The organism is Streptomyces sp. NBC_01077, assembly GCF_045162855.1.
Classification (GTDB): Bacteria; Actinomycetota; Actinomycetes; order Streptomycetales; family Streptomycetaceae; genus Streptomyces.
This window is the reverse complement of sequence record NZ_CP108669.1, coordinates 3,659,338-3,677,126: the sequence shown is the minus strand read 5'-3', so window position 1 is coordinate 3,677,126 and position 17,789 is coordinate 3,659,338. Positions and strand designations below refer to the sequence as shown.

Genomic DNA, 17,789 nt, shown 5'->3' with positions numbered 1-17,789 from the left:
CCGAAACGGCGACGGGACGCGGACCGAAACGGCGACGGGGCCAGCGACCGAAACGGCGACGGGGGCCGCGGACCGAAGTCCGCGACCCCCACCGTCATCCGCCGGTACGTCAGGCGGCGAGCCGGTCGCAGTCCTGGGCCCGCAGCGCCCGCGCCAGGTCGTCCCGCGACTCCAGGACCAGACGGCGAAGGGCCGGCGCGGCCGACTCGTGCGCCGACAGCCAGGCGTCCGTCGCGGCCAGCGTCGCCTCGTCGTCCTGGAGCCCCGGGAACAGGCCCCGGACGATGTCCATGCCGATCTGGATCGACCGCTCGGCCCACAGCCGCTCGATCACCGCGAAGTACTTCTCCGCGTAGGGGGCGATCAGTTCACGCTGCGAGGGCTGGACGAAGCCCGCGATCGTCGCCTCGACCAGCGCGTTCGACAGGGTGTCCGACTCGACGACCTGCGCCCAGGCCTGCGCCTTGACGGCGGCCGAGGGGCGCGAGGCGAGGCAGCGGACCTGGTGGCGCTTGCCCGTCGCCGTGTCGTCCCGGGTCAGCTCCTCGCCGATCCGGGTCTCGTCCGCGCGGCCGTGCACGGCGAGCGGGGAGAGCAGCGACCAGCGCAGCTCCTGGTCGACGTCGAGCCCGTCGATCTTGGCCGTACCGTCGAGCAGCCCTTCGAGGAGCTGGAAGTCGGCCTCGGAGGAGGCCGTCGCGGCGAAGAACCGCGCCCAGGTCAGCTGGTGCTCGCTGCCCGGCTCGGCCACCCGCAGCTCGCGCAGGGCGCCCTCGGCGAGCAGCCGCCCGCCCTCCTCGCGCCATTCGGGGGCCGCGTAGTGGGTGACCGCCGACTTGGCCCAGGCGTGCACCATCTGGAGGACGCCGATGTCGGTCTCGCGGCCCGCGAAGGCGAGGACGACGGAGACGAAGTCCCGGGCGGGCATCAGGCCGTCGCGGGTCAGGTTCCACAGCGCCGACCAGCACAGGGCGCGGGCCAGGGGGTCGGCGATGTCGCCGAGGTGCGCGCGCAGGGTGGCGAGCGAGCCCTCGTCGAAGCGGACCTTGCAGTAGGTGAGGTCGTCGTCGTTGACGAGGACCAGGTCGGGCTTCTCCTCGCCCGCCAGGTCGGCGACGACGGTCCGGGCCCCGGTGATGTCGGCCTCGGCGCGCGCGTACCGCGTGAGCGAACCGTCCGGCGTCAGCCGGTAGAGGCCGACGGCGGCGCGGTGCGGGCGCAGCTCGTCGCCCTCCTGGACGACGGCGAGCTCGGTGATCCGGCCCTCCGCGTCGTAGGTGACGGCCGGCGTCAGGGTGTTCACGCCGGAGGTCTGGAGCCAGGACTTGGCCCAGGTCTTCATGTCGCGGCCGGAGGTCTCCTCCAGGATCGCGAGGAGGTCGGCGAGCCGCGTGTTCCCGTACGCGTGGCGCTTGAAGTAGCGGCGCGCGCCCTCCAGGAACGCGTCCCGGCCCGCGTACGCGACGAGCTGCTTGAGCACCGACGCGCCCTTGGCGTACGTGATGCCGTCGAAGTTGAGCTTGGCGTCCTCCAGGTCACGGATGTCGGCCGTGATCGGGTGTGTGGACGGCAGCTGGTCGGCGCGGTACGCCCAGGCCTTGCGGTTGTTGGCGAAGGTCACCCAGCTGTTGGTGAAGCGGGTCGCCTCGGCGAGCGAGAAGGAGCCCATGAAGTCCGCGAAGGACTCCTTCAGCCACAGGTCGTCCCACCACACCATGGTGACGAGGTCGCCGAACCACATGTGCGCCATCTCGTGCAGGATGACGTTCGCCCGGCGCTCGTACGCCGCCTGCGTCACCTTGCCCCGGTAGATGTACTCCTCGCGGAAGGTCACCATGCCCGGGTTCTCCATCGCGCCGAGGTTGTACTCGGGGACGAAGGCCTGGTCGTACTTCCCGAAGGGGTACGGATAGTCGAAGTTGTCGTGGAAGAAGTCGAAGCCCTGCTTGGTGATCAGGAAGACGTCGTCCGCGTCGAAGTGCTTGGCGAGCCCCTTGCGGCACATCGCGCCGAGCGGGATCTCCAGCTCGGTCCCGTCGGCCAGCGTGCGCTTGTAGGTGTCCGTGACGTAGTGGTACGGCCCCGCCACGACACAGGTGATGTACGTGGAGATCGGCGCCGTCTCCGCGAAGCGCCACACGCCCTCGGCGTCCTGCTCGCCCGCGCCGTTCGACCAGACCGTCCAGCCCTCGGGCGCGGTCACGGAGAAGCGGTACGGGGCCTTGAGGTCGGGCTGCTCGAAGTCGGCGTACACCCGGCGGGCGTCGGCCGGCTCGTACTGCGTGTAGAGGTAGACCTCGCCGTCCTCCGGGTCGACGAAGCGGTGCATGCCCTCGCCGGTCCGGCTGTAGGCGCACTGCGCGTCCACCACGAGCGTGTTCTCGTCGGCGAGGCCGTCGAGGGCGATCCGGGAGCCGTCGAAGACGACCGCCGGGTCGAGGGAGCGCCCGTTGAGGGTGACCGCGGTCACGGACGGGGCGATCAGATCCACGAACGTGCTCGTGCCCTCGCCGGTGCGGCGGAAGCGGATCGTCGTCTCCGAGCGGAAGGTGCGCACCGCCTCGGCGGAGTCGCCGACCGCCGAGCGCAGGTCGAGGACGACCTCGTACCCGTCGACGGACAGCAGCGCCGCCCGCTCGTGGGCCTCGTCGCGGGACAGATTCTCACCGGGCACGGTCACTCCTTCGTGGCGCGTTCGAAACAGCACCGATCCTCCCATGTGCAGCTGTCACCCGAGACACGGGAATGCCGTCGCGCGTCCGCGGGTTCCCTCCTTTCGGCGCACCACCGTCGTCTTTCCGCCTTCTTTCTTGTTTCCCGCCAGCTTTCCCACGGCCGTACCGAGGAGTGACATGTCCGAGAGCAGGACCACCGCCGACTTCTACTTCGACCCGCTGTGCCCCTGGGCCTGGATGACCTCCCGCTGGATGCTGGAGGTCGAGCAGGTCCGCCCGGTCGACGTGCGCTGGAAGGTCATGAGCCTGGCGGTGCTCAACGAGAACCGGCTCGACGAGGTCCCCGCCGAGTACCGGGAGATGCTGGAGACGCAGGCCTGGGGCCCCGTCCGGGTCGTCATCGCCGCCCAGCAGCTGCACGGCGACGAGGTCGTCGGCAAGCTCTACACGGCGCTCGGCACCCGCTTCCACAACAACGGCGAGGGCCCGACCCGCGAGGCGATCGTCGGCGCCCTGACGGACGCCGGCCTGCCCGAGGACCTGGTCGAGTACGCCGACAAGGACACCTACGACGCCGAGCTGCGTGCCTCCCACACGGAGGGCATAGAGAAGGTCGGCCAGGACGTCGGCACCCCGGTCATCGCGGTGCCGGGCGCCGACGGCGACGAGGTCGCCTTCTTCGGCCCCGTCGTCACCCCGACCCCGCGCGGCGAGGCGGCGGCCCGGCTGTGGGACGGCACCCTCCTGGTGGCGTCGACGCCGGGCTTCTACGAGATCAAGCGCACCCGGACGGCTGACCCCAGCTTCCACTAGCCGTCACGGCCTCTCCGGAGGCATGGAAGAACCCCCGTGATTCACGTCATCACGGGGGTTCTTCTTTCATCCGCCTGCAAGCGAAGGTTGAGAAGACGATCACGAGCAGGACGACGGGGGAGCCTTCGCAGGCTCCGGATCAGAAGGAGATCAACGGTACGGAGGCCTTGGCGGCGTGGTAACGCCTGCTCACGTCCTGCCAGTTGACGACCTGCCACATGGCCTCTATGAAGTCCACCTTCTGGTTCTTGTACTGCAGGTAGAAGGCGTGCTCCCAGGCGTCGAAGACCAGGACCGGGACCGAACCCTGGCCGACGTTGCCCTGGTGGTCGTAGACCTGCTCGACGATGAGCCGGCCGCTGATCGGCTCGTACGCGAGGACACCCCAGCCGGAGCCCTGGGTGGTCGCGGAGGCCTTGGTCAGCTGGGACTTGAACTTGGCGAAGGAGCCGAAGGACTCGGTGATCGCGTCCGCGAGGTCACCGACGCCGTCGGCGGCCAGCGGCTCGCCGCCGCCCCCGTCCTTCGGGCTGTTCATGTTGTTCCAGTAGATGGAGTGGAGGATGTGGCCGGAGAGGTGGAAGGCCAGGTTCTTCTCCAGGCCGTTGATCGCGCCCCACTGGTCCTTGTCGCGCGCCTCCTCCAGCTGCTCCAGGGTGTCGTTCGCTCCCTTGACGTACGCGGCGTGGTGCTTGTCGTGGTGCAGCTCGATGATCTGCGGATTGATCACCGGCTCCAGCGCCGCGTAGTCGTACGGCAGCTCCGGAAGTGTGTAGATCGCCATGTGCCCGGCCCCTTCAACGGCTCCTGCTTATTGCAACTTATATGCAAGTGCAGGCTAACAGTAGGTGCAGTGGAAGTTGATCAGCCCTTGGTCCTAGGACGGTCCTAGGCCGGTGCCAGGCCTCCCTCGGGCCGCTCGCCCCATCGCGGAGTGCTTCCGCGCGCTCCGCCGGACGGGGCAATCAGGCGATCGAGGTCGCCGCGTTGTGGGCGGACCGCGGCACCGGAGCGGACCGTCGAAGGCCGTGGAATGCCTGCCCGGCACGGGCGACGCCCTGCTCGGCACGGACGACGAGAACACCGGCGGGTTCGTGAGGACGGCCCCGTACTGCGGAGCCTGAGCACCGCGGAGTCTGAGCACTGCGGAGTCCGACCGCGCCGGCCCGGACACGGCACCGCGCCCCGCCGAGCGTGAGCTCGACGGGGCGCGGCGTCGGAAGGGAGAGGCTCAGACCTCCTCGGCCACCGGCCCCCGCAGCTTCTGCCGCGCGTAGCCGACCACGGCGAGCAGCAGCGTCAGGGCGCCCGTCCAGTACAGCTGCACCCGCGTGCCCTCCTCGCGGGCCATGAGGACGAAGATCGCCGCCATGCCGGCGAGCGCCACCCAGGTCAGCACCGGGAAGGCCCACATCCGCACGACCAGCTTCTCGGGCGCCTCGCGCTCGGTGCGGCGGCGCAGCACCAGCTGTGAGGCGGCGATGAAGAACCAGACGACCAGGATGATCGCGCCGATCGTGTTGAGCAGCCAGACGAAGATGTCGTCCGGACGCCAGTAGCTGAGCAGCACACAGAAGAAGCCGAAGACGGAGGAGACGAGCACCGCAGGGCGGGGGACGCCGCCGAAGGTGCGGCCGAGCGCCTTCGGGCCCTGGCCGCGCGAGACGAGCGAACCGGCCATGCGGGAGGCGCCGTAGATGTTGGCGTTCATCGCCGACAGCAGGGCGACGAGCACGACCACGTTCATGATCTGGCCGGCTGCCGGAATGCCCAGGTGGTCGAGGGTCGCGACGTACGGGCCCTTCTCGACGACCGCCTTGTCGCCCCACGGGACGAGGGTGACGATGACCGCCATCGAACCGATGTAGAAGAGCGCGATCCGCCACATCGCCGTCCGCACGGCCTTGGCGACACCCTGCACCGGATGCTCCGACTCGGCCGCCGCGATGGTGACCGTCTCCAGACCGCCGTACGCGAAGACAGAGGCGAGCAGACCCACGATCAGGCCCTCGGAGCCGTGCGGGAAGAAGCCGCCGTCGCCGCTGAGGTTCGTGGTGCCCGGGGCGTCCGTGCCGGGCAGGACGCCGACGATCGCGAGGACGCCGATGCCGAGGAAGAGGACGATCGCGCCGACCTTGAGCGCGGCGAACCAGAACTCGAACTCGCCGAAGTTCTTCACGGCCGCGAGGTTGGTGACGCAGAAGACCAGCATGAAGAGCGCGACCCAGGCCCACTCGGGACTGCCCGGGAACCAGCCGGTCATGATCTTCGCGGCGCCGATGCCCTCCAGGCCGACGGCGACGCAGAGCAGGAACCAGAAGGCCCAGCCGGCGGTGAAGCCGGCCCAGGGGCCGAGGGCCCGCTCGGCGTGGACGGAGAAGGAGCCGGAGGCCGGGTTCGCCGCGGACATCTCGCCGAGCATGCGCATCACCAGCATCACGAGGATGCCGGAGATCGCGTAGGCGATCACGATCGAGGGCCCGGCGGCGGCGATACCGGCGCCGGAGCCGACGAAGAGCCCGGCACCGATGACGCCGCCGAGGGCGATCATCGAGAGATGGCGCTGCTTGAGGCCGTGGGTGAGGCCTTCGGCAGGTGCGGTCGCGCCGTCCTTGCGGTCGGCCGGCGCGGGCGCGGTGGTCCGAGACATGGGCGAGCCCTGTTCACTAGCTGAGACGGGGGAGGGAGTCCACAGTCTGTGGGGCGCCACCGCTCACAGGGAACGCATGTCCGCTATACGGGCACGACCTTCACACAAGGTGAAGATCTAACCTCGCTTCGTACGCAGCTCCCGCGCCCAGGCCACGAGCAGCACCGCACCGGTCGCCGCGCCCGACCACAGCACCTGCGGCCGGGCCGCGTCGTCCGTCAGCATCAGGACCAGGACCGCGCCCATCGCCGCGAGCGCCACCCACGTCAGCCAGGGGAAGCCCCACATCTTCAGCGTCAGCGTCTCCGGGGCCTCGCGCTCGATCCGGCGCCGCAGCCGCAGCTGCGAGACCGCGATCAGCGCCCAGACGAAGAGCAGCACCGCGCCGACCGCGTTGAGCATGTAGAGGAAGACGGAATCCGGCCACTTCAGATTGAGGAGTACGGAGACGAAGCCGAAGGCCACCGAGGCGAGCACCGCCCGGCGCGGCACCCCTCCACCGGAGACCCGGAGCAGCCCCTTCGGTGCCTCGCCGCGCTCGGCCAGCGAGAACACCATCCGCGAGGAGCCGTACAGGTTCGCGTTGAGCGCCGAGAGCAGCGCCACGAACACCACCACGTTCATGATCTGGCCCGCCGCCGGCACCCCGATCGCGTCCAGGACCGCCACGTACGGCGACTCGCCCGGCTTCATCGAGGTCCACGGCAGCAGCGTCACGATGACGAGCATCGAGCCCACGTAGAAGAGGAGGATCCGCCAGACCGCGCTGCGCACCGCCCGCGCCACGTTCCGCGCCGGGTCGTCGGACTCGGCCGCCGCGATCGTGACGACCTCCAGACCGCCGAAGGCGAAGACGACGGCGAGGACCCCGGAGATCACTCCCGACCAGCCGTTGGGCAGGAAGCCGCCCTGCCCGGTCAGGTTCGCGAGCCCCACCGGGTCCGTGTCGGGCAGCCAGCCCGCGATCGCGAGGACGCCGAGCACCAGGAAGAGGACGATCGCGCCGACCTTGAGCGCCGCGAACCAGAACTCGAACTCGCCGAAGTTCTTCACCGCCGCGAGGTTGGCGAGGGTGAACACGATCATGAAGATCAGTACCCAGCCCCACTGCGGGACGTCCGGCACCCAGCCGTGCGCGATCCGCGCCGCGCCCGTCGCCTCCACGGCGAGGACCACGACGAGCAGGAACCAGTACAGCCAGCCCACCGAGAAACCGGCCCACCGCCCGAGCGCCCGCTCGGCATGCACCGAGAACGCCCCCGACGCGGGCATCGCCGCCGACATCTCACCCAGCATCCGCATGACCAGCATCGCGAGCGCCCCGGCGATCAGGTACGAGACCACGATGCCGGGCCCGGCGACGGCGATGCCCGCGCCGGAGCCGACGAAGAGCCCGGCGCCGATCACACCGCCGAGCCCCAGCATCGTCAGATGACGCTGCTTCAGACCGTGGGAGAGGGGCTCCGGTTCGGAGGCGAGGGAGTCGTGCATGTGGGGGCTCGTGCTCTCTGACGGTTTATGGAGACCCCACAGTCTCTCCAGTGAACGACCCTTGGCGCAAAAGGGACCTCCGCGCATGAGTTCCCAGTGACAAGCGTCACGTGGCGAGAGGTGTGATCGGCGAGGTTTGTTCGGTCTCCACGAAGCACTCGACCGTCGCTTTGTCGGCGGCTGACGGTGATCGAGCGTTCACTCCTGGCATACGGTCAAGGCGTCCCACCCACCCTCACCTCCGCGGAGTACCGATGAGCACCGCCGCCGCCCCCGTCCGTTCCCTCCGTGCGGGAACCGTCCTCGCCGACCTCCTCCCCGCGAGCCGCACCCGCGACATCGCCCTGGTCGTCGGCGGCGCCGCCCTCACCGGCCTCGCCGCGCAGCTCTCCCTCCCGGTCCCCGGCTCCCCGGTCCCCGTCTCCGGCCAGACCTTCGCCGCCCTGCTCGTCGGCACCGCGCTCGGCGCCCGCCGCGGCTTCCTCGCCCTGGCCCTGTACGCGGTGGCCGGCATGGCGGGCGTGCCGTGGTTCGCGCAGGCCTCCTCCGGCTACGGCATGCCGTCCTTCGGCTACGTCCTCGGCATGCTTCTCGCCTCGACCGTCGTCGGAGCCCTCGCCCGCCGCGGCGCCGACCGCTCGGTGCTCCGCACGGCCGGCGCGATGGTCCTCGGTTCCGCGATCATCTACGCGGTCGGCGTGCCCTACCTGGCGCTCGCCACCGGCATGACCCTCGGCCAGGCCGTCGCGGCGGGCCTCACCCCGTTCCTCATCGGTGACGCGCTCAAGGCGGCGCTCGCGATGGGCGCCCTGCCGACCGCCTGGAAGCTGCTCGGCCGCAAGGGCTGAGCCCCGTACGCCTGTACGCCCCGTACGCACACGAAGAGGGCCCGCCGTTCCCCGAGGAACGGCGGGCCCTCTCGCATGGGTGCCCCGGCGCTAGACGCGCTCGGAGACCTCCGCCGAAGCCTTCGCCGAGGCCTTCGCGAACCGCTCCTTGACCAGCGCGATCACGATCACGAGCGCGGCCACGAGCAGCGAGAGCACGACCTGCTCGCGGGCGCTGCCGCCGTCGTAGAGCATGTAGCCGAGGACGAAGACGATCATGGCGATCGTCGCCCAGGTCAGGTACGGGAAGAGCCACATCTTCACGACGAGCTTCTCCGGCGTCTCGCGCAGGATGATGCCGCGCATCCGCAGCTGGGTCACGCAGATGACCAGCCAGACGAAGAGCGCCACCGCGCCGGAGGAGTTCAGCAGGAACGCGAAGACGGTGTCCGGCCACTTGTAGTTGAAGAAGACCGCGACGAAGCCGAAGACGACCGAGCCGAGGATCGCCGCCGTCGGCACGCCCCGCTTGTTGACCTTGGCGAAGGCCTTGGGCGCGTCACCGCGCCGACCGAGCGAGAAGGCCATGCGGGAGGCGGTGTAGAGGCCCGAGTTCAGGCAGGAGAGCACGGCCGTGAGGACGATCACGTTCATGATCTGACCGGCGTGCGCGATGCCGATGGAGTCGAGGGCGGCGACGTACGAGCCCTTGTCGACGATCGACTTGTCGTTCCACGGCAGCAGGGTCAGGACGATGAAGATCGAACCCAGGTAGAAGACGCCGATCCGCCAGATCACGCTGTTGGTGGCCTTGGTGACGGCCTTCTGCGGGTCCTCGGACTCGCCGGCCGCCAGGGTGACGATCTCGCTGCCCATGAAGGAGAAGACGACCATCAGCACACCGGTGAGGATCGCTCCCGCACCCATCGGGAAGAAGCCCCCGCTGTCGGTGAGGTGCGCGAATCCGGCCCCCGGGTTGTCCGAGCCGGGCAGCACGCCGAAGACGGCGAGCATGCCGATGACGACGAAGCCGCCGATGGCCACGACCTTGATGCCCGCGAACCAGAACTCGAACTCGCCGTACGAGGCGACCGAGCCGAGGTTGGTGGCGGTGAGCACCACCATCACGATGAGCGCCCAGCCCCACTGCGGGACGGCCGGGACCCAGCTCTCCAGGATCTTGGCGCCCGCGGTCGCCTCGACGGCGAGCACGACGACCCAGAAGAACCAGTAGAGCCAGCCGATGCTGAAACCGGCCCAGCGGCCGAGGGCGCGGTCGGCGTAGGCGGAGAAGGAGCCGGAGGACGGCCGGGCGGCGGCCATCTCGCCGAGCATCCGCATCACGAAGACGACCATGGCGCCGACGAGTGCGTAGGAAAGCAGGATCGCGGGGCCGGCCGCGGCGATGCCGGAGCCGGAGCCGACGAAGAGACCGGCACCGATGACGCCGCCGATGGCGATCATCGACAGGTGACGGTTCTTGAGACCGGCCTTGAGGCCGTCGGAGGAGTGCGGTGTCCCGGGGGTACCGGTCTCCTCGCCGTCCTTCGTCAGGGTCGGTTGCGGGTTCATGAACGCTTCCTTGCGTGTGGGGGGCGCTCGGGTCGCGAGCCCGAGCATTGAACACCGTGAACGGGTGTGATCGGAAGACCTCATTCCGGATCGTTGTGTGGACCACTGCGCGAGAGTCGAAGGTCCGTACCAGGTCGGATGAAGGTCCCGACCCCGCTGCCTGCTACCCGGCCCCTGACATGCCACACTCGGCTTCATGCGCGTCTACATCGGTTCCGACCACGCCGGCTTTGAACTCAAGAACCACCTCGTCGAGTGGCTCACGGCACACGGCCACGAGCCCGTCGACTGCGGTCCCCACATCTACGACGCCCTGGACGACTACCCGCCGTTCTGCCTGCGTGCCGCCGAGAAGACGGCCGCGGACGCGGACAGCCTGGGCGTCGTCATCGGCGGCTCCGGCAACGGTGAGCAGATCGCCGCGAACAAGGTGAAGGGGGTGCGCGCCGCCCTCGCCTGGAGCGAGCAGACCGCCGCCCTCGGCCGCGAGCACAACAACGCCAACGTGATCTCCGTCGGCGGCCGGATGCACACCCGGGAAGAGGCGACCAAGTTCGTCGAGATCTTCCTCAGCACCCCGTACTCGGGTGACGAGCGTCACACCCGCCGGATCGACATGCTCACCGCGTACGAGAACACCGGCGAGCTCCCCCCGATCCCGGCCCACCACCCGCAGGAGCCGACCGCCTGATGCCCGAGGGGCACACGATCCACCGACTGGCCGCCGACCACCGGGAACGGTTCGGCGGCCGGTCCGTGCGGGTGACCAGCCCGCAGGGCAAGTTCACGGACTCGGCCGCGCTGCTCGACGGCGCCGTGCTCGACACCACCGAGGCCCACGGCAAGCACCTCTTCCTCGGCTTCACCGGCATGGGCTGGGTCCACATCCACCTGGGCCTCTTCGGCAAGGTGAACTTCGGCGACGCGCCCGCCCCACCGCCCACCGACACGGTCCGGCTGCGGCTCGCGAACCCGGAGTCGTACGTCGACCTCCGCGGCCCCACCACGTGCGCGCTGATCACCGACGGCGAGAAGCAGGCGATACACGAGCGCCTGGGCCCGGACCCGCTCCGCGAGGGCGACGACCCCGACCGTGCCTGGCGCCGCGTCTCGAAGTCCCGCACCACGATCGCCGCCCTGCTCATGGACCAGAAGGTCATCGCGGGCGTCGGCAACGTCTACCGCGCCGAGGTCCTCTTCCGGCACGGCATCGACCCCTACCGCGCCGGCAAGGACGTGACGGCGCGCGAGTGGGACGCGATCTGGACGGACCTCGTGGGACTCATGCGGGAAGGCGTCCGCCTGAACCGCATCGACACGGTCCGCCCCGAACACACCCCCGAGGCGATGGGCCGCCCGCCGCGCGTGGACGACCACGGCGGCGAGGTCTACGTCTACCGCCGCGCCCACATGCCGTGCCACCTCTGCACCACGGAGATCCGCACGGCGGACCTGGCAGCCCGAAACCTCTTCTGGTGCCCGGGCTGCCAGCAGCACTAGAGGGCGCGCCCCGCTAGAACCCGTGCGGCAGCCAAGGCGCGACCTGCGACCCGAAGGCGACGGACGCCTCGACCAGCGCCCCTTCGCGGAGCTCGCGCACCCGCCCGGCGCCCGCGAGTGACACCAGCGAGGTCCCGCCCAGATAGGCCGCACCCAACTCCCGTACGGACAAGGCGAGATCGGCCGCGTCATCCGTCCGGACGCAGCTCGCCCCCTTCGCGTCCCCGGTCAGCCGCCACCGCCCCTCGTTCCAAGGACAGAACGTGTCCTCGACCTCGAACACCACATCCACCGGCGCCTGATACGTCCGCGCCTCCAGCGCCGCGCCGACCTCCACCAGGCGCACGTGCAGCGAGTCCCGCACCGTCGGGGCGCAGCGCCGTACGTCGCTCACCAGGTGCTGCCAGGCGTCGTCCACCGGCCGGCTGTGGATCCGTACCTCCCTGGTCAGGTCCACCGAGCAGAGGAACCGCCACAGCGCCGCCTCCGCCGCCGCGTCGAGCCCCATCAACTGATGGACCGCGACGGACCCATCGGCACCCGAGAAGGACCACTCCGGCTTGATCGCGTAGTGGGCGAACCCCACGACCTCACCGGCCCGTTCGGCGAGCACGCACAGCCGCGGCGAAGAACCCTCCCGGTCGGCCGGCGGGTCGATCAGGGGCAGCCGCTCCCACTGGGGCTGCCGGGCGAGCATCCCCGGCCGCCTGGGCACCAGCTTCGCGTACACCGCCTCGCACGCCGCAGAGGACTCCGTCAGATCCGCCCGGCGCAGGGCGACGTCGTCCGTGCCCTCCGGCACCGAGAGCCGCACCCGTGTGGTGTCGATCGTCGCCCGCGCCGCGTACGCGGCCACCCCGTACCCGAACCGCCCGTAGATCTCCGGCTCCGAGGCCGTGAGCACCGCGATCGACTCGCCGGCGGCCCGCAGATCGTCCAGCTGCCGCCGCATCATCGACGTCAGGATCCCGCGCCGCCGGTGCGTGCCGGCCACGCTCACCATCGTCACGCCGCCGGCCGGGACCGACGCCCCGCCCGGCACCGTGAGCCGGAACGTGAACGCCCCCGCCGTACCGACGCACAGGTCACCGTCCCAAACCCCCAGAGACCGGTCGAACTCGGTCAGGTCGTGCCACAGCTCCCGCTCCTCCGGGGCCTCGGGCACACCCCCGAAGGCGAGTTCGAGAACTCCGTACCAGCGGTCCCACTCGGTCGGGTCGAGAACCCGCAGTTCAGTCGTCATATGCCATCGATATCAGCGGCTCGCGTCCGGGGCGACCCGATTTCGCGCGCATTGTCACCGGGGTACCCCTGCGCGATGTCGGACGGGATGGATAGGGTCCAGGCCAATGGGACACCGCGCCGGAGTGAACACGTACGCGGCCCGGATGCGCCGACGCGCCCGCCGGGCCCGCATCGCGCTGCGCAGGTCCGGCGTCGACTACTTCCGCGGGGACGGCTCCGACTGGCTCGCCTTCGCCGGACTTCTGCTGATGATTCCGGCCATCGCCTGCGGAACACTGCTCGACCCGGTCTGGTGCGCACCCGCCGCACTGGTCCTGCCGATCGTGGCCGGCGGACTGCTGCTGCGCCCCGCGAGCCTGCTCGGTCTGTACGCGGCGGCCGCCGGCGCTCTCATCGTCGAGTCCATCGTCCTCGGCCCGTACACCCAGGGCCCCGCGCGCGTGACCCCCGGCACCGTCCTGGTCGTCGCCGCCTGCGGCCTCTTCGGACTGCTCATCGCGCAGTTCCGGGCCCGGGTCGGAGTGCCGTGGCGGCGCGGCGGCACGATGCTCTTCGACCTGCGCGAGCGCATCCGCGTCCAGAGCGCCCTGCCCCGGCTCCCGCAGGGCTGGCACCGCGAGATGGCACTGCGCCCGGCCGGCGGCCAGTCGTTCTCCGGCGACTTCGTCGTCGCCGCCCGCACCCACGGCGGCCGGACCCTGGAGGTCGTCCTCACCGACGTCTCCGGCAAGGGCATGGACGCGGCCTCCCGCTCCCTGCTGCTCTCCGGCGCCTTCGGGGGACTCCTCGGCTCGCTCCCGCCGCACGGCTTCCTGCCCGCGGCCAACGGCTATCTGCTGCGGCAGAACTGGGACGAGGGCTTCGCCACGTCCATCCACCTCGTCCTCGACCTGGAGTCAGGCGACTACGAGCTCTTCTCCGCCGGCCACCTGCCCGCCCTCCAGCTCCACGCGGGCAGCGGACGCTGGGAGGAGAAGGCCGCCGAAGGACCCCTGCTCGGCGTCTACGACGGCGCCGAGTTCCACCCGGTCAAGGGCTCGCTGCGCCCCGGTGACGTCCTCATGCTCTTCACCGACGGCCTCGTCGAGGCCTCCGACCGTGACATCGCCGAGGGCATCGACCGCCTCACGGGCGAGGCCGACCGCTGCGTCGCCGAGGGCTTCGACGGCGTCGCCTGGCACCTGATCGAGGCCGTCGCCAAGGACGTCAACGACGACCGCGCTCTGCTCCTGCTTTCTCGGCCCGCCTGAACGCCCACGCGAGCTCCGGCTCGGTCACCGGCTTCATCAGCTTGCGTACCGGCGGGGTGCACAGCAGCGTCATCACCGCGACCATCGCCAGGGTGGTCACCACCCGGCCCGCCGGGGTGTTCAGCCACTCGAGCTCCTCGAAGACCCCCGCGTACTGACCCGTCCGGATCAGGATGCCGTGCAGCAGATAGCCGCAGATGGTGCCGGCGCCGAGCACGGTGAACCAGCGGTGGCTGCCGGGGACGAGCGAGAGGAAGGCCGCCGTCAGCAGCAGCGTGAAGACGAAGAGGAGTCCTGCCCACATCAGTCCGGGGACGAGCTCCGCGTTCAGGTCCTGCACACTCCGGGACCGGTAGAGCCAGTTCAGGGGGATGGAGTGGGTCACCTTGTAGGTGACGACCAGCGACGCGGCGAGGAAGACGGCCGACGCCACGCGCACGGGCCGCCGGCGCAGGGCCCGGAACTGCTCCGGCCTCATGCGCAGTCCGATCACGAAGAACGGCAGGAACTGCAGGACACGGGGCAGGTCGAGCGCACCGCCGAGGCCCGGGGTCACCGTTGCGAGCGCCGCGATCGCGATCGACACCGCCACCGGCCACCGGACGACCGACCAGAACGGGGCGGTCACGCGCCAGAGGAACAGCGCGAGCAGGAACCACATCAGGTACGAGGGGTGCAGCAGGCTGATCGGCCGGTCGCTTCCCGTTCCGTACTGGATCAGCAGCGTGTACACGACCTCGAAGACCACGTACGGCAGCGCGACGCCCGTGAGCAGTCGCTTGAGCTGGTCGGGCCGCCCGGTGTAGCTCCGCGACAGGTATCCGGAGACCAGGACGAACACCGGCATGTGGAAGAAGTAGACGAACATGTAGAGCGTGCGGGTGGCCCGGCTGCCCTCGACGACGACGGGCAGGATGTGCCCGAGGGCCACGAGCAGGATGGCCAGGTACTTCGCGTTGTCGAAGTACGGGTCGCGACGGGAGGCGGCCGGGGTCCTGACCTCGGGGACCGTCGCGGGCTCCACGGATATGTGCACCGCATCGGTGGAGCCTTGTTGAGTGATGGACGACATGGCCGTTGACGCTAGCTGTGTGTTACCTGTGCGCAAAGCGGTCGACCGAGAGTATTCGAACCGTCAGATTCGGTCATGAATCGACACAATAAGGCACACTCAACCCTCTTGAATCGGGGCAAAAGCCGCTTGGTTGTACCTGTGTGCCGTTTGTCTCCCCCGGGAACCCCTCGGCCCCGACGATTCGTCACCGGGCAGCGGGGGCAGGGGGGTTGGTGGCACGATGGAGACAGCGGGGGGTGATCCGGGATTCGGGCTCCCTGGTGGGCAAGGCGGGACCGACCGAGGGTGTGATCAGTTGTGGCCATTTCACTGTCTGTGGTGTTGCTGTTGGCAATCATCCTGGTGGTGCTGATCCGCGGGGGGAACCTCAAGGGCGGCCCGGCCGTGGTCGCGGTGCTCTTCGGCTTCTTCCTCGCCTCCACCGGCATGGCCGACGACATCCAGCGCTTCCTGGACTCGATAACGCAGACGGTCGCCTCCATAAAGTTCTGAGCGGCGTGCCGCGCGTACGACGAAGGGCCCCCGCCGAGACCGGCAGGGGCCCTTCGCGCGAGACCGGTCGACTCAGAACAGCCGCGTCCCGGCCGGCACCGCACCCTGGACCGGCCCAGGGGCGCCCGGAGCGCCGTCCGCCTGCACCGGACGCAGGGCGAGCCCGCCCCGCCGGTCACCGGTGACCAGGTCGATCCGCTCGTCCCCGGTCAGATCCCCGACGGCGACCAGCGACGGCACCTGCCGGGCGCCGAACCCGGAGGCGGCGACCGTCACCGGTGCGACCAGCGTGTACGGGGCCTCCGTCCCGTAGTCGACGCCGAAGAACTCCAGCGTGCCGCTGCGGGTGTCACGCGCCCAGAAGGTCCCCAGGACGGCACCCGGGTTGGTGTCCGAGGCTCTGAGCTCCTTCGTGTCCCAGCCGCTCGCGGCGAGCACGGTCGGCTCCGCGACATGGATGCCCTGCCGGCTCGCGTACACCTCGAAGTGGAGCAACCGCCCGTCCTTCACGGCGACCAGGCTCGGACTCCCGTAGTCCTGGCGGCTGAGCGCGAACCGGCTGACACCGGACCAGTCGAACCCGGTGATCTCCACCGGCTCCCCGAAACCGCCCGCGCCATTGCCCGGGTACGCGTACAGCCGGCCGTCCCGCAGCGCCACGAGGTCGTTGCGGACGTCGTTCGACTCCTGCGGCCCGTACCGGTTGATCAGCCAACCGGCTCGTGCCACCCGCGTGTTCGCCCAGTCCCGGGTGTCGCTCACGGCCGGGGCCGCGAAACCGCCGCTCTCCCGGCCCGCGAGCAGCGTCAGCCGGCCCGCCGCGTCGACGCCGAGCAGATCGGGGCGGCCGTCACTGTCGTAGTCGCCGAACGGCTCGATGAACGGGTGGGTGACCCGGTAGTCGGCGCTCGCGGTGTCGGAGAGGTTGCCCGCCCGGTCGAAGGCCCGCACCCAGACGCCCGCCGGCCCGGTGCGCTCCGGGGTCACGAACGTGGTGGTGGTGGTGGTGCCGTCCGCGCCGACCGGGATGCGGCGGTCGGCCGCGCAGTCGTAGGTGCCCCATTCGGCGAGCGGGTCGAGGCAGAAGTACGCGGCCTCCGTCCCCGCCGGCAGGCTGATGCGCACCGTCCGGACGGTGCCGGACGGCGCCCCGTTCGGGTACGACGCCGCGTCCAGGAACTCGACCGTGGGAGCGGCGGGCCGGGTCTGGTCCGTGCCGAACCCGCAGGGCGCGGTCCACGCCGAGGCGCCGTCCGCGCTCTCGACCCGGGCCTGCCACCAGTACGGGCCCTCCGCCGGGATCTGCTCCTTGAGAAGCACCGTTCCGGCCGCCGATCCGGACGACGTGTGAACGGCGGTGTCGACGACGGGAGTCTCCGCGGCGCCCTCCTTCCACACCCGGAACCGGGCGTCCAAGGAGCTCCCGGCGGGGTCCTCGCCCTCGATTCGCACGGACAGGCTGACGTCGGTGTTCCCCACCCAGGGCAGCTCGCCGCCCGTCACGCATCCGCCCGGCCACGCCGTCGGCTCGGCCGCCGTGTACGGGAACTCCGCCGCCCGCGCGGTCCCCCCGCCCAGCAGTCCCGCCGCGCAGGCCAGCGCGAGCGAGGCCACGACGGTGGGTCTTCTCCGGCTCTTCTCCATGAGGTCCCCTCCCCGGATCCGTTGATCAACAGCTCATCGGCAAGGGGGAAACGTAGCCACTGGCCGGGCGGGGGGTCGCGCGATTGACGCGAATCCGGCAGGTCCGTACCGGCACTTGGCCGGGAAACGACCACGGCCCGGCTCGCGCGAGGCGAACCGGGCCGTGGACCGTTGGAGCGGGTGACGGGAATCGAACCCGCGTAGCTAGTTTGGAAGACTAGTGCTCTACCATTGAGCTACACCCGCACAGCATCGCGCCGCAGGTCACGAGGACCGCGGCACGAAGAGCATGGTAGCGGTTCCGGGGCCGATCGTGCACACCCCGAAATCAGGGGGCGCCGGACAGTCCCCGTCCATGTACCCTACGTGTCGCACCGACGGGGTGTGGCGCAGCTTGGTAGCGCGTCCGCTTTGGGAGCGGAAGGCCGTGGGTTCAAATCCCGCCACCCCGACCATGACGATCACGCGGCCACCTCGCGCGCTCTTGATCACGTTGTGGGCGTCATCCCGCTTGCGGTTACTATGCAAGCTGCGTGCCCGTGTGTCTTTCTGACC

The 17,789-nt window shown here is 70.3% G+C and carries 14 protein-coding genes and 2 tRNA genes; 7 read left to right on the top strand and 9 right to left on the bottom strand.

The genetic code is table 11. The features are described from left to right. Positions 1-109: 109 nt before the first annotated feature. Positions 110-2,674, bottom strand: coding sequence for an aminopeptidase N (gene pepN, locus OG462_RS16440; protein ID WP_406058251.1), 2,565 nt, complete (start codon positions 2,672-2,674; stop codon positions 110-112). 178 nt (positions 2,675-2,852) lie between these two features. On the opposite strand from pepN, the gene OG462_RS16435 reads away from it, so the two are divergent. After that, entirely contained in the window at positions 2,853-3,488 is a 636-nt protein-coding gene (locus OG462_RS16435; protein ID WP_406058250.1) for a DsbA family protein, read from the top strand. 139 nt (positions 3,489-3,627) lie between these two features. Here OG462_RS16435 and OG462_RS16430 read toward each other — a convergent pair whose 3' ends face one another. From OG462_RS16430 to OG462_RS16420, 3 genes are all read right to left on the bottom strand, one after another. Then, positions 3,628-4,272 (bottom strand): superoxide dismutase, encoded by a 645-nt coding sequence (locus tag OG462_RS16430; RefSeq protein WP_406058248.1) that lies wholly within the window; start codon positions 4,270-4,272, stop codon positions 3,628-3,630. A gap of 447 nt (positions 4,273-4,719) precedes the next feature. Then, positions 4,720-6,138 (bottom strand): amino acid permease, encoded by a 1,419-nt coding sequence (locus OG462_RS16425; RefSeq protein WP_406058247.1) that lies wholly within the window; start codon positions 6,136-6,138, stop codon positions 4,720-4,722. 117 nt (positions 6,139-6,255) lie between these two features. Continuing rightward, positions 6,256-7,629: an amino acid permease gene (locus OG462_RS16420; RefSeq protein WP_406058245.1), complete on the bottom strand. Its 1,374-nt coding sequence runs from the start codon at positions 7,627-7,629 to the stop codon at positions 6,256-6,258. A gap of 254 nt (positions 7,630-7,883) precedes the next feature. Between OG462_RS16420 and OG462_RS16415 the strand changes: the two genes are divergently transcribed. Further along, positions 7,884-8,477 (top strand): biotin transporter BioY, encoded by a 594-nt coding sequence (locus OG462_RS16415; protein ID WP_406058243.1) that lies wholly within the window; start codon positions 7,884-7,886, stop codon positions 8,475-8,477. A gap of 90 nt (positions 8,478-8,567) precedes the next feature. Here the strand turns inward: OG462_RS16415 and OG462_RS16410 are convergent, their stop codons facing one another. After that, the gene (locus OG462_RS16410; RefSeq protein ID WP_406058241.1) at positions 8,568-10,028 is read right to left on the bottom strand and encodes an amino acid permease; all 1,461 of its coding nucleotides are present in this window, start codon (positions 10,026-10,028) and stop codon (positions 8,568-8,570) included. Positions 10,029-10,224: 196 nt separating this feature from the next. Here OG462_RS16410 and OG462_RS16405 point away from each other — a divergent pair, with 196 nt between their 5' ends. Both OG462_RS16405 and OG462_RS16400 read left to right on the top strand, forming a co-directional pair. Then, the gene (locus tag OG462_RS16405; RefSeq protein WP_406058239.1) at positions 10,225-10,719 is read left to right on the top strand and encodes a ribose-5-phosphate isomerase; all 495 of its coding nucleotides are present in this window, start codon (positions 10,225-10,227) and stop codon (positions 10,717-10,719) included. Then, a complete protein-coding gene (locus OG462_RS16400) occupies positions 10,719-11,528 on the top strand; it encodes an Fpg/Nei family DNA glycosylase (protein WP_406058237.1) in 810 nt (269 codons plus the stop codon). The genes OG462_RS16405 and OG462_RS16400 overlap by 1 nt, the downstream gene beginning before the upstream one ends. 13 nt (positions 11,529-11,541) lie before the next feature. Here the strand turns inward: OG462_RS16400 and OG462_RS16395 are convergent, their stop codons facing one another. Beyond that, positions 11,542-12,771: a GNAT family N-acetyltransferase gene (locus OG462_RS16395; RefSeq protein WP_406058236.1), complete on the bottom strand. Its 1,230-nt coding sequence runs from the start codon at positions 12,769-12,771 to the stop codon at positions 11,542-11,544. Positions 12,772-12,877: 106 nt separating this feature from the next. Between OG462_RS16395 and OG462_RS16390 the strand changes: the two genes are divergently transcribed. Further along, positions 12,878-14,023 carry a PP2C family protein-serine/threonine phosphatase gene (locus OG462_RS16390; protein ID WP_406058235.1) on the top strand — a complete coding sequence of 382 codons (1,146 nt, stop codon included), beginning with the start codon at positions 12,878-12,880 and terminating at the stop codon, positions 14,021-14,023. Here the strand turns inward: OG462_RS16390 and OG462_RS16385 are convergent. Next, complete coding sequence (locus OG462_RS16385; RefSeq protein WP_406058234.1) at positions 13,980-15,095, bottom strand: acyltransferase family protein; 1,116 nt, start codon at positions 15,093-15,095, stop codon at positions 13,980-13,982. The genes OG462_RS16390 and OG462_RS16385 overlap by 44 nt on opposite strands. A 300-nt stretch (positions 15,096-15,395) precedes the next feature. Between OG462_RS16385 and OG462_RS16380 the strand changes: the two genes are divergently transcribed. Further along, complete coding sequence (locus tag OG462_RS16380; protein ID WP_015033610.1) at positions 15,396-15,590, top strand: hypothetical protein; 195 nt, start codon at positions 15,396-15,398, stop codon at positions 15,588-15,590. Positions 15,591-15,662: 72 nt separating this feature from the next. On the opposite strand, the gene OG462_RS16375 is transcribed toward OG462_RS16380, so the two are convergent. Continuing rightward, positions 15,663-17,234, bottom strand: a complete 1,572-nt coding sequence (locus OG462_RS16375; RefSeq protein ID WP_406058232.1) for a hypothetical protein — start codon at positions 17,232-17,234, stop codon at positions 15,663-15,665. Positions 17,235-17,406: 172 nt separating this feature from the next. Further along, a tRNA-Gly gene (locus OG462_RS16370) sits at positions 17,407-17,480 on the bottom strand. A gap of 132 nt (positions 17,481-17,612) precedes the next feature. On the opposite strand from OG462_RS16370, the gene OG462_RS16365 reads away from it, so the two are divergent. Further along, positions 17,613-17,689 (top strand) — tRNA-Pro (locus OG462_RS16365). Positions 17,690-17,789: the final 100 nt, after the last annotated feature.

Excerpts from the sequence above, each read along its gene's own strand:
- OG462_RS16435 (WP_406058250.1), top strand. The coding sequence starts at position 2,853 with ATGTCCGAGAGCAGGACCACCGCCGACTTCTACTTCGACCCGCTGTGC.
- OG462_RS16430 (WP_406058248.1), bottom strand. The coding sequence starts at position 4,272 with ATGGCGATCTACACACTTCCGGAGCTGCCGTACGACTACGCGGCGCTG.
- OG462_RS16425 (WP_406058247.1), bottom strand. The coding sequence starts at position 6,138 with ATGTCTCGGACCACCGCGCCCGCGCCGGCCGACCGCAAGGACGGCGCG.
- OG462_RS16420 (WP_406058245.1), bottom strand. The coding sequence starts at position 7,629 with ATGCACGACTCCCTCGCCTCCGAACCGGAGCCCCTCTCCCACGGTCTG.
- OG462_RS16415 (WP_406058243.1), top strand. The coding sequence starts at position 7,884 with ATGAGCACCGCCGCCGCCCCCGTCCGTTCCCTCCGTGCGGGAACCGTC.
- OG462_RS16410 (WP_406058241.1), bottom strand. The coding sequence starts at position 10,028 with ATGAACCCGCAACCGACCCTGACGAAGGACGGCGAGGAGACCGGTACC.
- OG462_RS16405 (WP_406058239.1), top strand. The coding sequence starts at position 10,225 with ATGCGCGTCTACATCGGTTCCGACCACGCCGGCTTTGAACTCAAGAAC.
- OG462_RS16400 (WP_406058237.1), top strand. The coding sequence starts at position 10,719 with ATGCCCGAGGGGCACACGATCCACCGACTGGCCGCCGACCACCGGGAA.
- OG462_RS16395 (WP_406058236.1), bottom strand. The coding sequence starts at position 12,771 with ATGACGACTGAACTGCGGGTTCTCGACCCGACCGAGTGGGACCGCTGG.
- OG462_RS16390 (WP_406058235.1), top strand. The coding sequence starts at position 12,878 with ATGGGACACCGCGCCGGAGTGAACACGTACGCGGCCCGGATGCGCCGA.
- OG462_RS16385 (WP_406058234.1), bottom strand. The coding sequence starts at position 15,095 with ATGTCGTCCATCACTCAACAAGGCTCCACCGATGCGGTGCACATATCC.
- OG462_RS16375 (WP_406058232.1), bottom strand. The coding sequence starts at position 17,234 with ATGGAGAAGAGCCGGAGAAGACCCACCGTCGTGGCCTCGCTCGCGCTG.